Origin of the sequence: Affinundibacterium amnicola (assembly GCF_014284275.1) — a bacterium.
Taxonomy (GTDB): domain Bacteria; phylum Pseudomonadota; class Gammaproteobacteria; order Burkholderiales; family Burkholderiaceae_D; genus Undibacterium; species Undibacterium amnicola.
The window spans coordinates 1-13656 of sequence record NZ_JACOFU010000011.1 but is presented as its reverse complement, the minus strand read 5'-3'; the positions used below and the strand labels follow the sequence as shown (position 1 = coordinate 13656).

Genomic DNA, 13656 nt, shown 5'->3' with positions numbered 1-13656 from the left:
CGATAAGGCTGATGGCAAAAAGAAAAAAGCCTGCCCATCGTAAAATGGGCAGGCGGTGAAACTTAATATTAACGTGAGTACAATTCAACGATCAAAGATTCGTTGACATCGTGAGCGATATCGCTACGATCAGGCATAGCCTTGAAAGTACCTTCCATTTTCTTGGAGTCTACAGACACCCAAGATGGCATACCGATTTGTTCAGCCAAGGCCAAAGCTTCAACGATACGAACTTGTTTTTTGGATTTTTCACGAACAGCAACAACGTCACCAGCTTTAACTTGGTAAGAAGCGATATTGACTACGCCGCCATTGACTGTGAATGCTTTGTGGCTAACCAACTGACGCGCTTCAGCACGTGTGGAGCCGAAACCCATACGGTATGCAACGTTGTCCAAACGGGATTCCAATAATTTCAACAAAGTTTCGCCAGTGTTACCTTTTTGACGATCAGCTTCTGCGAAATAACGACGGAATTGACGCTCTAACACGCCGTACATACGTTTAACTTTTTGTTTTTCACGCAATTGATTACCGAAGTCAGAAGTACGTGCGCCAGATTTCGCGCCGTGTTGGCCTGGTTTTACATCTAATTTGCATTTTGAATCTAAAGAGCGACGTGCGCTTTTCAGGAACAGATCCGTGCCTTCGCGACGGGATAATTTTGCTTTAGGTCCGATATAACGTGCCACAATAATTTCCTTTAAAAATGACGTAAGTGCCGTGTGACAACCTACGCTAGTCTGATCTACTTGCAATCAGACAGTGGTCTTATTAAATAAAAAATCGAATAAGAAAAATAAAATCGTATCAAAAATACGAAAGACAAAACCCACCAAATGAATTGGCGGGCTGCATTCTAACATAATTGTTAGAATTATCCAAAGCTTAGCCTAAGCTAAGCAATGAATTAGATACGGCGACGCTTTGGAGGGCGGCAGCCGTTGTGTGGTACTGGCGTAACGTCTTGGATCAAGGAGATCTTGATACCCAAATTATTCAAAGCACGCACAGAAGATTCACGGCCTGGACCTGGACCTTTGATGCGAACTTCGAGGTTTTTGATACCGCACTCAACCGCAACTTTACCTGCTGCTTCCGCTGCAACCTGAGCCGCGAAAGGAGTAGATTTACGTGAGCCTTTAAAACCTTGACCACCAGCTGTTGCCCAAGACAATGCATTGCCTTGACGATCAGTGATCGTGATGATGGTGTTGTTGAAAGATGCGTGAACGTGTGCGATACCTTCAGCAACATTTTTCTTAACTTTTTTACGAGCGCGTGCTGCCGCTGCGTTATTTTGTGCTTTTGCCATAATTGGTTCCTTGAATCCAGTTGTTCAACTACGCTGGATTATTTTTTCAATGATTGCGCTGCTTTACGTGGGCCCTTACGTGTACGTGCATTCGTACGTGTACGTTGACCACGAACAGGCAAACCTTTGCGATGACGCAGACCGCGGTAGCAGCCTAAGTCCATCAAACGCTTGATGTTCATCGAGATTTCACGACGAAGATCACCTTCAACAACGTATTTTGCAATACTGTCGCGAAGCTTTTCTAACTCGTTGTCGTCCAGATCTTTGACCTTTTTAGTTGTCAATACACCCGTTGCTGCACAGATATCTGCTGCGCGTGGGCCGCCAATACCATAGATTGCTTGTAAGCCAATTACGGTATGCTGATGATTTGGGATATTAACCCCTGCTATACGTGCCATTCGTTATTCCTCGTTCAATAACGTTAATTAACCTTGGCGCTGTTTATGGCGTGGTTCTGTGCAAATTACACGAACAACACCTTTGCGCTTGATGATCTTGCAGTTGCGGCAAATCCGCTTAACTGATGCGAGAACTTTCATTTTTGCCCTCTTCCCTTCTAGTTCAATTTAATTTACTTGGTCCTGAACACAATACGTGCTCGGCTCAAATCATAAGGCGTCAATTCTACTGTCACCTTATCACCAGGAAGGATGCGGATATAGTTCATTCGCATTTTTCCTGAAATATGGCCAAGCACAACATGCCCATTTTCCAACTTAACTCGAAATGTTGCATTCGGAAGATTCTCTAGAATCTCTCCCTGCATCTGTATAACGTCGTCTTTTGCCATTCGATCTGCTGTTCCTTTGGTGTGCTTACCGTGAAGGTATGCCGCCCTTGAAATTTGCTTTACGAAGAAGCGATTCGTATTGCTGTGACATTACGTAATTCTGCACTTGAGCCATAAAGTCCATGGTCACTACCACAATAATCAACAGCGATGTGCCGCCGAAATAGAATGGTACTTTCCAATGAGCAATCAGCAATTCCGGTAACAAGCAAACTAATGCAATGTAGACCGCGCCAATCAAAGTCAAACGCATCAAAATCTTGTCGATGTAACGAGCTGTTTGATCACCAGGACGAATCCCTGGAACAAATGCACCACTCTTCTTCAAATTATCTGCTGTCTCTTTGCTGTTAAATACCAGCGCAGTGTAGAAGAAGCAGAAGAAGATAATTGTTACAGCATACAATAATGCATGAACAGGTTCACCGGTAGTCAGAGAACTTGCTAAATCTTGCAAGAACCGAACAAATCCAGAATCCTGATCTTCAGCCCCTTTTGCAAACATGCCAGTAATCGTGGCAGGCAGCATAATAATAGAAGAAGCAAAGATCGGAGGAATTACACCTGCCATATTCAACTTGAGTGGCAAATGACTGCTTTGACCACCATAAACTTTATTGCCAACCTGACGCTTCGCATAGTTGACCAGAATCTTACGTTGGCCGCGTTCTACGAACACCACCAGATAAGTAACTGCAGCAACCATCACGCAAATAATCAACGCGGAAAACGCTTGCATAGAACCGGTACGAACTAATTCGAACAAACCTGCTAATGCACCTGGCAAGCCAGCGACGATACCTGCAAAAATGATGATAGAAATACCGTTACCTAAACCGCGTTCAGTGATTTGCTCACCTAACCACATCAGGAACATCGTGCCGGTTACCAAAGTAACGACAGTAGTAAATCTAAACGCCATTCCAGGATCTAACACCAAACCTGCTTGCGTTTCCAAGCCAAAAGCAATGAAGAAAGCTTGCACCACACCGAGTACCAAAGTACCGTAACGTGTGTATTGAGTAATCTTACGACGACCCGACTCGCCTTCTTTCTTCAGAGCTTCCAGCTGCGGGGACACAACTGACATCAACTGCATAATAATAGAGGCAGAAATGTAAGGCGTAATTCCCAGCGCCAAAATTGTGAAGCGAGACAAAGCACCACCAGAGAACATGTTAAACATACCCAAAATACCATTTTGGTTTTGCTTAAACAAATCTTCTAATACCTTTGGATCAATTCCAGGAACAGGTATATGTGCGCCTATCCTATATACAACCAGTGCTGCTAGTAAAAACCAGAGTCTTCCCCAAGGAAAACCACTTGCAGCACTTTTAGTTTGTTGAGGAGATGTTGCCAATGTTTGCTCCTGTTATGACTTAATTAAGCAGATGCTTTAGCTTTAGCAGGTAATTTCTTAACCACTGGTGCAATCACTAATTCAGTCACTGTTCCGCCAGCAGCTTCGATCGCAGCTTTAGCACCTTTGGTGACGATTAAGCCATTCAAAGTTACTTTTTTAGTGATCTCGCCTGACAAAATCACGCGAACAACACGTGCCAATTCAGAAACGACACCAGCTTGCTTCAATGCCAAAACGTCGATTTCTGTAACTGGCAAACTTTCCAGGTCAGACAAACGAACTTCTGCTTTGTAAGGTGTTGCCAAAGATTTGAAACCACGCTTAGGCAAACGGCGTTGCAAAGGCATTTGACCGCCTTCGAAACCGACTTTATGAAAGCCGCCTGTACGAGATTTCTGACCTTTATGACCACGACCCGCTGTTTTACCGATACCAGAACCGATACCACGACCAACACGACGTTTGTAGTGTTTAGCGCCATCAGCTGGTTGGATTGTATTTAATTCCATAATTTGCTCCGATCGTAACCCCAAGGGCTTACGATACAACCTTCACAAGATACGAGACTTTATTGATCATACCGCGCACTGCTGGTGTGTCTTGCAATTCAGAAACTGAATTTACGCGACGCAGACCTAAGCCGCGCACAGTAGCACGATGTGACTCGCGCGTACCGATCAAACCCTTGACCAATTGTACTTTAACTGTAGTTGTCATTTCGCTCACCTTAGCCCAAAATTTCTTCAACGGACTTACCGCGCTTTGCAGCGATATCGGAAGGCGTACTCATTTTCGACAAACCGTTCAAAGTTGCACGAACCATGTTGTATGGATTAGTAGAGCCATTTGACTTAGCAACTACATTAACCACACCCAACACTTCGAAAATCGCGCGCATTGGACCACCAGCAATAACGCCAGTACCTTCTTTAGCAGGCATCATCATGACTGATGAGGCGCCGTGCTTACCAGTCACTGCATGTTGCAATGTACCGTTTTTCAAAGTTACTTTAATCATTTTGCGGCGGGCTTCTTCCATCGCTTTTTGTACGGCTACTGGAACTTCTTTCGATTTCCCTTTACCCATACCGATGCGACCGTCACCATCACCAACGACTGTCAGTGCTGCGAAACCCATGATACGACCACCCTTAACCACTTTGGTTACACGGTTGATCGCGATCATTTTTTCGCGCATGCCATCATCCGGCTTGTCGGCTGCTGTTTTTGCTTGCATTTTTGCCATGACAATATTCCTTAGAACTTCAAGCCGGCTTCACGCGCGGCTTCTGCCAACGCCTTCACACGACCGTGGTAACGAAAACCGGAGCGATCAAACGCGACTTCGGTAACTCCTGCTTTCAATGCTTTTTCCGCAACGCGCTTACCAATCAAAGTGGCTGCCGCAGCATTACCACCGTGCTTAGATGCCGCTGCCAATTCTGCACGCACTTCAGCTTCCACTGTAGAAGCAGATGCCAATACTTTGGAATCTGCATCAATGATGCTGGCGTAGATATGCAGGTTCGTACGGTGCACAGATAAACGTGTGACCTTGAGCTCTGCGATCTTGGCACGGGTTTGAGTCGCGCGGCGCAGACGTGATTGTTTCTTATCCATCGTCTAACCCCTATTACTTCTTCTTGGTTTCTTTAATCACAACCACTTCGTCCGCGTAGCGGACACCCTTGCCTTTATAAGGCTCTGGGCTGCGGTATGCACGAACTTCTGCTGCGACCTGACCAACTTGCTGCTTATTCACACCTTTGATGAGAATTTCAGTTGGAGTTGGTGTTGCACATGTCACGCCAGCTGGCATGTCATGAACGACAGGATGAGAAAAACCCAAGGAGAGATTCAACTTGTCGCCTTGCGCTTGCGCTTTATAACCAACGCCGACGAGGTTCAACTTCTTCTCAAAACCTTTAGTAACACCGTTCACCATGTTATTAACCAAGGCACGCAAGGTACCAGTCATAGCATTAGCTTCACGGCTGTCATTTGCCGGTTTGAAATTCAGGACACCACTTTCGTTAGCGATAGACACTAAGCCGTTTAAGCTTTGTGTCAACACGCCCATTGGACCTTTTACTGTAATCGCCGCTGCTGAGATTGCAACTTCTGCACCTGCTGGCAACGCGATTGGCATTTTACCTACTCGAGACATCTTGCACTCCTTAGGCGACGTAGCAAATAACTTCGCCACCGACACCGGTTGCGCGCGCTTTGCGGTCAGTCATAACGCCCTTAGGTGTGGACACGATGGCCACGCCCAAACCGTTCATCACACTTGGGATCTCGTCTTTACCTTTGTAAATACGGAGACCTGGACGTGAAACACGTTCCAAGCGTTCGATAACAGGACGTCCTGCATAATATTTCAAACCGATTTTCAATTCAGATTTACCAGCAGCGTCAACTACTGCGAAATCCTCAATGTAGCCTTCGTCCTTCAGTACGTTTGCAATTGCAACTTTTACCTTAGAGGACGGCATCGCGACGGCAGTCTTTTGAACAACTTGCGCGTTACGGATGCGGGTCAGCATATCGGCGATAGGATCGCTCATACTCATTGCTTATTCTCCTATTACCAGCTAGCTTTAGTCATACCCGGGATTTCACCACGCATGGCGAATTCACGGACTTTAATACGGCCCAAACCGAACTTACGGAATGTGCCACGTGGACGACCTGTCAAAGCGCAGCGATTGCGCTGACGAGTCGGATTAGAATTACGTGGCAATGCCTGCAACTTCAAACGAGCTAAATATTGCTCTTCTGGAGTTTTTGATTGGTCATCAATGATGGCCTTCAATTCGGCGCGTTTGCCAGCGAATTTCTTCACCAAATCTGCACGCTTTTGCTCACGATTAATCAGTGCCAATTTTGCCATGGCGACCTCAGTTTCTGAACGGAAATTTAAATGCGGCGAGAAGCGCTTTTGCTTCTTCGTCGGTCTTAGCTGTCGTAGTAATACTGATATTCATACCACGCAACGCGTCAATCTTGTCGTACTCGATCTCAGGGAAAATGATCTGTTCCTTAACACCGATATTGTAGTTACCACGACCGTCAAATGCGCGGCCAGATACACCACGGAAGTCACGAACGCGTGGCAAAGCCACAGTCACGAAACGATCCAAGAATTCGTACATATGATTACCACGCAGGGTGACCATACAACCGATTGGATAGCCTTCGCGGATTTTGAAACCAGCGATCGCTTTACGTGCCTTAGTTACGACAGGTTTTTGACCTGCAATCTTCGTCAAATCACCAACTGCATGCTCGATAATTTTCTTATCAGCAATCGCTTCGGACAAACCCATATTCAGGGTGATCTTCAAGATGCGAGGAACTTCCATTGGTGATTTGTAAGAGAATTTCTCAGTCAAATCAGCAACGATTTTTTCTTTATATAATGCTTGTAGACGGGCCATGACTTTATGCCTTCACAACTTCGCCAGTAGATTTATAAACGCGGACTTTTTTGCCATCCACATCTTTAAAACCTACACGGTCTGCTTTACCAGATGCAGCATTAAATAACGCAACATTGGAAACATGAATCGGCATCAATTTATCAACGATGCCACCAACTGCTCCAGTCATTGGGTTAGGCTTAGTCGCTTTTTTAGCAACATTAACGCCCGCAACAACAACGTAATTCGCATCAACGCATTGCTGCACTTGACCACGTTTACCTTTGTCTTTACCCGTCAAGACGATGACTTCGTCGTTTTTACGAATCTTATTCATCACGACTCCTTACAGCACTTCTGGAGCAAGCGAAACGATCTTCATGAAACGCTCAGTACGCAATTCGCGCGTTACTGGGCCGAAAATACGAGTTCCGATAGGCTCAAGTTTTGCATTTAACAACACTGCAGCATTGCCGTCGAACTTTACCAAAGAGCCATCTTGACGACGAACACCTTTAGCAGTGCGAACTACAACTGCATTGTAAATTTCACCTTTTTTTACGCGACCGCGTGGAGCAGCAGACTTGACTGTTACCTTAATAACATCACCGATCCCTGCATAACGACGCTTAGAGCCACCCAATACTTTAATGCACAAAACTTCACGCGCACCAGTATTGTCAGCCACTTCTAGCCGGCTTTCTGTTTGAATCATATTGTTCTCTTTCCCAACTTAATCCACACAATCCGCACATTGCAAATCTGTAGTCAGTCTTGGCCCCGCCAGCCAACTCTTTTATTGTCAGACGCCTTAGAAGCACAAATAACAATGCACGAGTCAACCGATTAGGTGGACGATTTTTTAACCACTCTCAAATTACTAGCCTGAGAGACATTTAAGCTGTCATTTGCAAGCTTTGCAAATGACAGCCCATCATTATTACATCAAAAAACGATTACTGCAACAACTATTATAAAACTGGCGCAACTTGTACAACGCGAGTCAGTGTCCAAGCTTTAGTTTTAGAGATTGGACGACCTTCTTGAATCTCGACTGTATCACCGGCTTTTGCTTGGTTAGCTTCATCGTGTGCATGGTATTTCGCAGTACGCACAATGATCTTACCGTACAAAGGATGTTTAACGTGACGCTCAACTAATACTGTCACTGTCTTGTCCATCTTGTCGGAGACAACTTTGCCAATCAATGTGCGCTTCAGTGCAACTTTAACTTGATCGTTCATTATTTGGCATCCTTCTGATTCATGACTGTTTTAACTCTGGCGATGTCACGACGAACTTTTTTGAGTTGCGAAGTGTTATTCAACTGTTGCGTAGCGATTTGCATACGCAGGCTGAATTGTGCCTTCAACAAATCATTCAATTCTTTCGTCAAAGCTGCGGAGTCTTTGCCTTGGAGTTCAGATACTTTCATTTACAACTCCCTATTAAGTGCCGACTTGACGTACGACAAACGTTGTCAACAATGGTAATTTAGCAGCTGCTAAGCGGAAAGCTTCGCGTGCCAGCGCTTCATCAACGCCATCCATTTCGTACAACATTTTGCCTGGTTGAATCTCGGCTACGTAGTACTCTGGATTACCTTTACCATTACCCATACGAACTTCAGCTGGTTTCTGAGAAATTGGCTTATCTGGGAAAATACGGATCCAGATACGGCCACCACGTTTGATATGACGAGTCATAGCGCGACGTGCCGCCTCAATTTGACGTGCTGTAATACGGCCACGTGCAATTGATTTCAAACCAAATTCACCGAAAGAAACTGCTGTACCACGGTCATGGGATATACCCTTGTTGCGGCCTTTTTGTTCCTTACGATATTTTCTGCGTGCTGGTTGCAGCATGATTATTCTCCTGCTTTCTCAGCTGGTGCCGCTGCGCCGTCAGCTGCTTTCGTGCGAACACGTTTAGCTGCTGGAGCTGCTGCTGTACCAGTTGGAGTTTGACCTTCAGGGCGCTTTGCACGTGGACGGCTATTTGGCTTGCCATCTTCGCGACGTGGGCCACGACGTTTTTTGTCGTCTTCTGGTGTGGATTCGATTACAGGAGCGTCGCCATTAGCTAAACGATCACCTTTGTAAACCCAAACTTTAACGCCAATAATACCGTATGTCGTAGATGCTTCACTTGTACCGTAATCGATATCAGCGCGCAAAGTATGCAGAGGCACGCGGCCTTCGCGATACCATTCTTTACGAGCAATTTCGATACCATTCAAACGACCACTAGACATGATCTTGATACCCTTAGCACCCAGACGCATTGCGTTTTGCATCGCACGTTTCATCGCGCGGCGGAACATAATACGTTTTTCGAGCTGCTGAGAGATAGAATCAGCGATCAATTGAGCATCGATTTCTGGCTTACGAATTTCTTCGATATTTACGTGCACAGGCACGCCCATGATCTTTGCCAAATCCGCTTTCAAGGATTCGATATCTTCGCCTTTTTTACCAATCACAACGCCTGGACGAGAGCTGTAAATAGTAATACGTGCATTTTTTGCTGGACGCTCAATAGTGATACGACCTACTGATGCATTTTTCAGTTTCTTTTTCAGGTATTCACGTACTTTGATATCTTCATTGAGCATAGTGGCAAAGTTACCATTGCCAGCATACCAACGTGAAGACCAATTACGTGTTACCGCTAAACGGAAACCGGTTGGATGTATCTTCTGTCCCATCGTGACTCCTTAGTTACCAACAGTCACATAAATGTGACAGGATTGTTTAGAGATACGATCACCACGACCTTTTGCGCGCGCTGTAAAGCGTTTGAGAATTGGTCCTTTTTCGACATAAATCGTCGTAACTTTCAATTCATCGATATCGGCACCATCATTGTGCTCGGCATTAGCAATTGCTGATTCCAAGACTTTCTTAATGATAGTCGCGCCTTTTTTCGGACTGAAGGCTAAGATGTTTAATGCTTGATCGACTTTCTTACCACGGATCAAATCTGCTACCAAGCGACCTTTTTGCTCGGACAGACGTACACCCTTCAATATTGCTTTGGTTTCCATATTATCTCTTCGCTTTCTTATCCGCGATATGACCTTTAAATGTGCGAGTCAATGCGAATTCGCCCAATTTATGGCCTACCATGTTTTCAGAAACGTACACTGGTACGTGCTGCTTACCATTATGTACAGCGATAGTCAGACCGATGAAATCAGGCATGATTGTCGAACGACGTGACCAAGTCTTAATTGGCTTTTTGTCTTTATTTGCTTGCGCAGCTTCGACTTTCTTTACCAAATGGGCGTCGCAAAACGGCCCTTTTTTAGCTGAACGTGTCATGTGTTACCCCTTATTTCTTGCCACGGCGTGAAACGATCATGGAAGTCGTACGCTTGTTGCGACGTGTCTTCTTACCCTTAGTTTGCTGACCCCATGGAGAAACTGGATGACGTCCTGCTGCTGTCTTACCTTCACCACCACCGTGTGGGTGATCGATAGGATTCATGACAACACCGCGAACTGTCGGGCGTACACCGCGCCAACGCATCGCACCAGCTTTACCAATTTTACGGAGGTTATGCTCACCGTTACCGACTTCACCGATAGTTGCACGGCATTCGATATGGATACGACGAACTTCACCAGAGCGCAAACGCACTTGAGCGTATGTACCTTCGCGAGCCATCAACACCACACCAGCACCAGCAGTACGAGCGATCTGCGCACCCTTGCCTGGCAACATTTCTACGCAATGCATAGTTGTACCGACTGGGATATTGCGGATTGGCAAGCAGTTACCAGATTTGATCGGCGCTTGTGAGCCGTTCATGACCTGGTCACCAGCAGCCATACCTTTGGATGCAATGATGTATGCACGTTCACCATCCGCGTAGCACAACAAAGCAATGTGCGCTGTACGGTTAGGATCGTATTCAATGCGTTCAACTTTCGCAGGAATACCATCTTTAGAACGTTTAAAATCGACTAAACGATAGTGCTGCTTATGACCACCGCCGATATGGCGTGTAGTGATATGACCATTGTTGTTACGGCCAGCAGTTTTATTTTTCTTTTCCAACAAAGCAGCAAACGGACGACCTTTATGCAGGCCTTCAGTTACCACTTTAACCATACCACGACGGCCTGGTGAGGTTGGCTTCATCTTAACGAGTGCCATGCTTATGCCCCCTCGGTAAAGTTAATTTCTTGACCTGGTTTCAAGCATACAAAAGCGCGTTTTGTATGATTGCGACGGCCATTAAATTTACCAGTACGTTTTTGTTTGCCCAAGCGGTTAGCTACTTGCACAGATTCAACCTGAACCTTAAACAGCAACTCAACAGCAGCCTTGATTTCTGGCTTAGTTGCATCTGGCATCACCAGGAATACAACTTGCTCGTTTTTCTCTGCAACCATAGTTGCTTTTTCAGAGATCACCGGAGCCAGCAACACCTTCATCAGGCGTTCTTCACTATGCTTGATTACGCTCATGCCAGCATCTCCTCAATCTTTGTCAAGGCCGCTTTTGTGATCAACACTTTCTTGTAGAACACCAAAGAAACTGGATCAGCATAACGTGGCTCAACAACCAAAACGTTAACCAGATTGCGAGCAGCCAACATCAAGTTTTCGTTGAAGTCTTCAGTAATAATCAATACTGAATCCAAGCAACCCATAGTCTTCAATTTTTCAGACAACAACTTAGTTTTTGGCGCATCAACAGTCAGACTGTCAACAACATTCAAACGACCTTCACGAGCCAACTGAGACAAAATCGAGCAGATACCTGCGCGATACATCTTCTTGTTAACTTTGTGAGAGAAGTTCTCATCAGGAGAATTAGGGAAAGCGCGACCACCTCCACGCCACAATGGGGAAGATGACATACCAGCACGAGCACGACCCGTACCTTTTTGACGCCACGGCTTCTTAGTTGTGTGGTGAACTTCGTCACGACCCAATTGTTTGCGGTTACCACTGCGAGCATTCGCTTGGTAAGCAACAACTACTTGATGAATCAAAGCTTCATTGTAGTCACGACCAAAAATAGTATCTGGTGCAGCAACATTAGAAGCAGATTGACCATCTGCATTTAGGAGCTTCAGTTCCATAGATTAAGCCCCCTTCTTTGCTTTAACTTTAACAGCTGGCGATACAATCACCTGACCGTTTTTCGCGCCTGGAATAGCACCTTTCACCAACAACAATTGGCGATCAGCATCTACACGAGCGATAACAAGATTTTGCACTGTACGCGTAACATCACCCAAGTGACCAGTCATGCGCTTACCTGGGAAAACGCGACCAGGATCCTGCGCCATACCGATAGAACCAGGAACATTATGTGAACGTGAGTTACCGTGAGTAGCACGACCAGATGCGAAGTGGTGACGCTTAATAGTACCGGCATAGCCTTTACCAATTGTCACACCTTGCACGTCGACTTTTTGACCAGCTTCGAACAAGCCAACAGGCACAACATCGCCCGCTTTCAGTTCAGCAGCTTTAGCAGCGTCAACACGGAATTCTTTTAAGACAGTACCAGCTTCCACGCCCGCTTTTGCGAGGTGACCTGCAGCCGCTTTAGTTACACGGGATGCACGGCGCTGACCGAATGTTACCTGAACAGCGGAGTAACCGTCTGTTTCAGGAGTTTTGATTTGTGTCACGCGGTTGTTGGACACATCTAATACTGTGACTGGAATTGAATCACCATCATCAGTAAAAATGCGCATCATACCAACCTTGCGACCAACTAGGCCCAAGCTCATTGTTTTCTCCATTCTCACCTACGATTGGGTGAGGCTGATGTTTAGAAACTTACTTTTTAAAACTTAAAAAATAGACAGGCGCAAGCCTATCCAAATCTAAGCCTTCGATTGTAACCCGAAAATTTTCCACTTACAAGATAAATTTATTTGAAAATAGAAAAAATTATGGTATGTCAGTTTTTTACTAGCACAATTCAAATTCAATATTTTGAATATCAACCACACCAATAAACCTGACAGCACTTAATAATGCGAGAAATTTCATTTCAGGGATGCAGAACTAGGCGCTTCCCACAGCAATACTTAAGTATTGCGAGGACAAGCAACGACGGTCTGTGCCCTGCAATGACATTTATCGCTTTATTAATTATTGCAATTTGATTTCTACGTCGACACCAGCTGGCAAGTCGAGTTTCATCAATGCGTCAACAGTTTTGTCCGTTGGATCAACGATGTCCATCAAACGCTGATGCGTGCGGATTTCGAATTGATCACGGGAAGTTTTGTTAACGTGCGGGGAACGCAATACGTCGAAACGTTGGATACGTGTTGGCAAAGGAACTGGACCTTTAACAACAGCGCCGGTACGCTTAGCTGTTTCTACGATTTCGAGAGCTGATTGATCGATCAACTTGTAATCGAAAGCTTTCAAGCGAATACGGATTTTTTGATTTGCTGTAGACATGATATTTCCTGTAAAGAACGAGCCACAATGCTGGAAAGTGGCATTTTTAACAAAGAGCGATTACTACTTAGACTAAAAAACTACGGCTGTCGAGCTTAAAAAGCACGACAGCCGACTAGTGTACACCAAATTTCGAATTATTCTAAATTTTATCGATGAAACTAGCGAGCTTCACCGACAAACTTTAAATTAACCAGCGATAATTTTAGCAACAACACCTGCACCAACAGTACGACCACCTTCACGAATCGCGAAACGGAGACCTTCTTCCATCGCGATCGGGTTGATCAATTTTACTGTGATAGAAACGTTAT

28 protein-coding genes are annotated in these 13656 nt (G+C 45.3%); all 28 read right to left on the bottom strand.

Annotated elements, in window-relative coordinates; genetic code table 11:
* Nucleotides 1-68 precede the first annotated feature (68 nt).
* Nucleotides 69-692 carry a 30S ribosomal protein S4 gene (rpsD, locus tag H8K33_RS18755; protein WP_186892602.1) on the bottom strand — a complete coding sequence of 208 codons (624 nt, stop codon included), beginning with the start codon at nt 690-692 and terminating at the stop codon, nt 69-71.
* A 218-nt stretch (nt 693-910) separates the two neighbouring features.
* Nucleotides 911-1315 (bottom strand): 30S ribosomal protein S11, encoded by a 405-nt coding sequence (gene rpsK / locus H8K33_RS18750; protein ID WP_186892601.1) that lies wholly within the window; start codon nt 1313-1315, stop codon nt 911-913.
* Nucleotides 1316-1353: 38 nt separating this feature from the next.
* Complete coding sequence (rpsM, locus tag H8K33_RS18745; protein ID WP_186892600.1) at nt 1354-1719, bottom strand: 30S ribosomal protein S13; 366 nt, start codon at nt 1717-1719, stop codon at nt 1354-1356.
* Nucleotides 1720-1746: 27 nt separating this feature from the next.
* Nucleotides 1747-1860 carry a 50S ribosomal protein L36 gene (gene rpmJ, locus H8K33_RS18740; protein ID WP_014004415.1) on the bottom strand — a complete coding sequence of 38 codons (114 nt, stop codon included), beginning with the start codon at nt 1858-1860 and terminating at the stop codon, nt 1747-1749.
* A 32-nt stretch (nt 1861-1892) separates the two neighbouring features.
* Nucleotides 1893-2111, bottom strand: coding sequence for a translation initiation factor IF-1 (gene infA / locus H8K33_RS18735; protein WP_005663428.1), 219 nt, complete (start codon nt 2109-2111; stop codon nt 1893-1895).
* 25 nt (nt 2112-2136) lie between these two features.
* Entirely contained in the window at nt 2137-3474 is a 1338-nt protein-coding gene (gene secY, locus H8K33_RS18730; protein WP_186892599.1) for a preprotein translocase subunit SecY, read from the bottom strand.
* Nucleotides 3475-3497: 23 nt separating this feature from the next.
* A complete protein-coding gene (gene rplO, locus H8K33_RS18725; protein WP_186892598.1) occupies nt 3498-3986 on the bottom strand; it encodes a 50S ribosomal protein L15 in 489 nt (162 codons plus the stop codon).
* 28 nt (nt 3987-4014) lie between these two features.
* Nucleotides 4015-4194 (bottom strand): 50S ribosomal protein L30, encoded by a 180-nt coding sequence (rpmD, locus tag H8K33_RS18720; protein ID WP_186892597.1) that lies wholly within the window; start codon nt 4192-4194, stop codon nt 4015-4017.
* A 10-nt stretch (nt 4195-4204) separates the two neighbouring features.
* Nucleotides 4205-4723, bottom strand: a complete 519-nt coding sequence (gene rpsE / locus H8K33_RS18715; protein ID WP_186892596.1) for a 30S ribosomal protein S5 — start codon at nt 4721-4723, stop codon at nt 4205-4207.
* 11 nt (nt 4724-4734) lie between these two features.
* Nucleotides 4735-5097 (bottom strand): 50S ribosomal protein L18, encoded by a 363-nt coding sequence (gene rplR / locus H8K33_RS18710; RefSeq protein WP_186892595.1) that lies wholly within the window; start codon nt 5095-5097, stop codon nt 4735-4737.
* 13 nt (nt 5098-5110) lie between these two features.
* The gene (rplF, locus tag H8K33_RS18705) at nt 5111-5644 is read right to left on the bottom strand and encodes a 50S ribosomal protein L6 (protein ID WP_186892594.1); all 534 of its coding nucleotides are present in this window, start codon (nt 5642-5644) and stop codon (nt 5111-5113) included.
* 10 nt (nt 5645-5654) lie between these two features.
* On the bottom strand, nt 5655-6050 hold the full coding sequence (gene rpsH / locus H8K33_RS18700; RefSeq protein ID WP_186892593.1) for a 30S ribosomal protein S8: 396 nt from the start codon (nt 6048-6050) through the stop codon (nt 5655-5657).
* Between the two features lie 14 nt (nt 6051-6064).
* A complete protein-coding gene (gene rpsN / locus H8K33_RS18695) occupies nt 6065-6370 on the bottom strand; it encodes a 30S ribosomal protein S14 (protein WP_186892592.1) in 306 nt (101 codons plus the stop codon).
* Between the two features lie 7 nt (nt 6371-6377).
* Nucleotides 6378-6917: a 50S ribosomal protein L5 gene (gene rplE, locus H8K33_RS18690; protein WP_186892591.1), complete on the bottom strand. Its 540-nt coding sequence runs from the start codon at nt 6915-6917 to the stop codon at nt 6378-6380.
* 4 nt (nt 6918-6921) lie between these two features.
* Nucleotides 6922-7236 carry a 50S ribosomal protein L24 gene (gene rplX, locus H8K33_RS18685; protein ID WP_186892590.1) on the bottom strand — a complete coding sequence of 105 codons (315 nt, stop codon included), beginning with the start codon at nt 7234-7236 and terminating at the stop codon, nt 6922-6924.
* A 9-nt stretch (nt 7237-7245) separates the two neighbouring features.
* Complete coding sequence (gene rplN, locus H8K33_RS18680; protein WP_006464924.1) at nt 7246-7614, bottom strand: 50S ribosomal protein L14; 369 nt, start codon at nt 7612-7614, stop codon at nt 7246-7248.
* Between the two features lie 256 nt (nt 7615-7870).
* Nucleotides 7871-8143: a 30S ribosomal protein S17 gene (gene rpsQ, locus H8K33_RS18675; protein ID WP_186892589.1), complete on the bottom strand. Its 273-nt coding sequence runs from the start codon at nt 8141-8143 to the stop codon at nt 7871-7873.
* Nucleotides 8143-8334 carry a 50S ribosomal protein L29 gene (rpmC, locus tag H8K33_RS18670; protein WP_186892588.1) on the bottom strand — a complete coding sequence of 64 codons (192 nt, stop codon included), beginning with the start codon at nt 8332-8334 and terminating at the stop codon, nt 8143-8145. Before rpmC ends, rpsQ begins: the two co-directional genes overlap by 1 nt.
* Nucleotides 8335-8347: 13 nt before the next feature.
* Entirely contained in the window at nt 8348-8767 is a 420-nt protein-coding gene (gene rplP, locus H8K33_RS18665) for a 50S ribosomal protein L16 (RefSeq protein ID WP_186892587.1), read from the bottom strand.
* 2 nt (nt 8768-8769) lie between these two features.
* On the bottom strand, nt 8770-9609 hold the full coding sequence (gene rpsC, locus H8K33_RS18660) for a 30S ribosomal protein S3 (RefSeq protein ID WP_186892586.1): 840 nt from the start codon (nt 9607-9609) through the stop codon (nt 8770-8772).
* A gap of 9 nt (nt 9610-9618) precedes the next feature.
* Complete coding sequence (rplV, locus tag H8K33_RS18655; protein WP_186892585.1) at nt 9619-9948, bottom strand: 50S ribosomal protein L22; 330 nt, start codon at nt 9946-9948, stop codon at nt 9619-9621.
* A 1-nt stretch (nt 9949) separates the two neighbouring features.
* Nucleotides 9950-10225 carry a 30S ribosomal protein S19 gene (gene rpsS / locus H8K33_RS18650; RefSeq protein ID WP_186892584.1) on the bottom strand — a complete coding sequence of 92 codons (276 nt, stop codon included), beginning with the start codon at nt 10223-10225 and terminating at the stop codon, nt 9950-9952.
* A gap of 10 nt (nt 10226-10235) precedes the next feature.
* Entirely contained in the window at nt 10236-11063 is an 828-nt protein-coding gene (gene rplB, locus H8K33_RS18645) for a 50S ribosomal protein L2 (protein ID WP_186892583.1), read from the bottom strand.
* 2 nt (nt 11064-11065) lie between these two features.
* Complete coding sequence (gene rplW / locus H8K33_RS18640; RefSeq protein ID WP_186892582.1) at nt 11066-11377, bottom strand: 50S ribosomal protein L23; 312 nt, start codon at nt 11375-11377, stop codon at nt 11066-11068.
* A complete protein-coding gene (rplD, locus tag H8K33_RS18635; protein ID WP_186892581.1) occupies nt 11374-11997 on the bottom strand; it encodes a 50S ribosomal protein L4 in 624 nt (207 codons plus the stop codon). The genes rplW and rplD overlap by 4 nt, the downstream gene beginning before the upstream one ends.
* Nucleotides 11998-12000: 3 nt before the next feature.
* Entirely contained in the window at nt 12001-12657 is a 657-nt protein-coding gene (gene rplC, locus H8K33_RS18630) for a 50S ribosomal protein L3 (RefSeq protein WP_186892580.1), read from the bottom strand.
* A 367-nt stretch (nt 12658-13024) separates the two neighbouring features.
* Entirely contained in the window at nt 13025-13342 is a 318-nt protein-coding gene (rpsJ, locus tag H8K33_RS18625; RefSeq protein WP_186892579.1) for a 30S ribosomal protein S10, read from the bottom strand.
* 189 nt (nt 13343-13531) lie between these two features.
* Nucleotides 13532-13656 (bottom strand): EF-Tu C-terminal domain-related protein (locus tag H8K33_RS18620; protein ID WP_463315754.1); only part of this gene is annotated, 125 nt, incomplete at its 5' end.

Coding starts and splice junctions, on each gene's coding strand:
- rpsK (WP_186892601.1), bottom strand. CDS start 1,315: ATGGCAAAAGCACAAAATAACGCAGCGGCAGCACGCGCTCGTAAAAAA.
- rpsM (WP_186892600.1), bottom strand. CDS start 1,719: ATGGCACGTATAGCAGGGGTTAATATCCCAAATCATCAGCATACCGTA.
- rpmJ (WP_014004415.1), bottom strand. CDS start 1,860: ATGAAAGTTCTCGCATCAGTTAAGCGGATTTGCCGCAACTGCAAGATC.
- infA (WP_005663428.1), bottom strand. CDS start 2,111: ATGGCAAAAGACGACGTTATACAGATGCAGGGAGAGATTCTAGAGAAT.
- rplO (WP_186892598.1), bottom strand. CDS start 3,986: ATGGAATTAAATACAATCCAACCAGCTGATGGCGCTAAACACTACAAA.
- rpmD (WP_186892597.1), bottom strand. CDS start 4,194: ATGACAACTACAGTTAAAGTACAATTGGTCAAGGGTTTGATCGGTACG.
- rpsE (WP_186892596.1), bottom strand. CDS start 4,723: ATGGCAAAAATGCAAGCAAAAACAGCAGCCGACAAGCCGGATGATGGC.
- rplR (WP_186892595.1), bottom strand. CDS start 5,097: ATGGATAAGAAACAATCACGTCTGCGCCGCGCGACTCAAACCCGTGCC.
- rplF (WP_186892594.1), bottom strand. CDS start 5,644: ATGTCTCGAGTAGGTAAAATGCCAATCGCGTTGCCAGCAGGTGCAGAA.
- rpsH (WP_186892593.1), bottom strand. CDS start 6,050: ATGAGTATGAGCGATCCTATCGCCGATATGCTGACCCGCATCCGTAAC.
- rpsN (WP_186892592.1), bottom strand. CDS start 6,370: ATGGCAAAATTGGCACTGATTAATCGTGAGCAAAAGCGTGCAGATTTG.
- rplE (WP_186892591.1), bottom strand. CDS start 6,917: ATGGCCCGTCTACAAGCATTATATAAAGAAAAAATCGTTGCTGATTTG.
- rplX (WP_186892590.1), bottom strand. CDS start 7,236: ATGAATAAGATTCGTAAAAACGACGAAGTCATCGTCTTGACGGGTAAA.
- rplN (WP_006464924.1), bottom strand. CDS start 7,614: ATGATTCAAACAGAAAGCCGGCTAGAAGTGGCTGACAATACTGGTGCG.
- rpsQ (WP_186892589.1), bottom strand. CDS start 8,143: ATGAACGATCAAGTTAAAGTTGCACTGAAGCGCACATTGATTGGCAAA.
- rpmC (WP_186892588.1), bottom strand. CDS start 8,334: ATGAAAGTATCTGAACTCCAAGGCAAAGACTCCGCAGCTTTGACGAAA.
- rplP (WP_186892587.1), bottom strand. CDS start 8,767: ATGCTGCAACCAGCACGCAGAAAATATCGTAAGGAACAAAAAGGCCGC.
- rpsC (WP_186892586.1), bottom strand. CDS start 9,609: ATGGGACAGAAGATACATCCAACCGGTTTCCGTTTAGCGGTAACACGT.
- rplV (WP_186892585.1), bottom strand. CDS start 9,948: ATGGAAACCAAAGCAATATTGAAGGGTGTACGTCTGTCCGAGCAAAAA.
- rpsS (WP_186892584.1), bottom strand. CDS start 10,225: ATGACACGTTCAGCTAAAAAAGGGCCGTTTTGCGACGCCCATTTGGTA.
- rplB (WP_186892583.1), bottom strand. CDS start 11,063: ATGGCACTCGTTAAGATGAAGCCAACCTCACCAGGCCGTCGTGGTATG.
- rplW (WP_186892582.1), bottom strand. CDS start 11,377: ATGAGCGTAATCAAGCATAGTGAAGAACGCCTGATGAAGGTGTTGCTG.
- rplD (WP_186892581.1), bottom strand. CDS start 11,997: ATGGAACTGAAGCTCCTAAATGCAGATGGTCAATCTGCTTCTAATGTT.
- rplC (WP_186892580.1), bottom strand. CDS start 12,657: ATGAGCTTGGGCCTAGTTGGTCGCAAGGTTGGTATGATGCGCATTTTT.
- rpsJ (WP_186892579.1), bottom strand. CDS start 13,342: ATGTCTACAGCAAATCAAAAAATCCGTATTCGCTTGAAAGCTTTCGAT.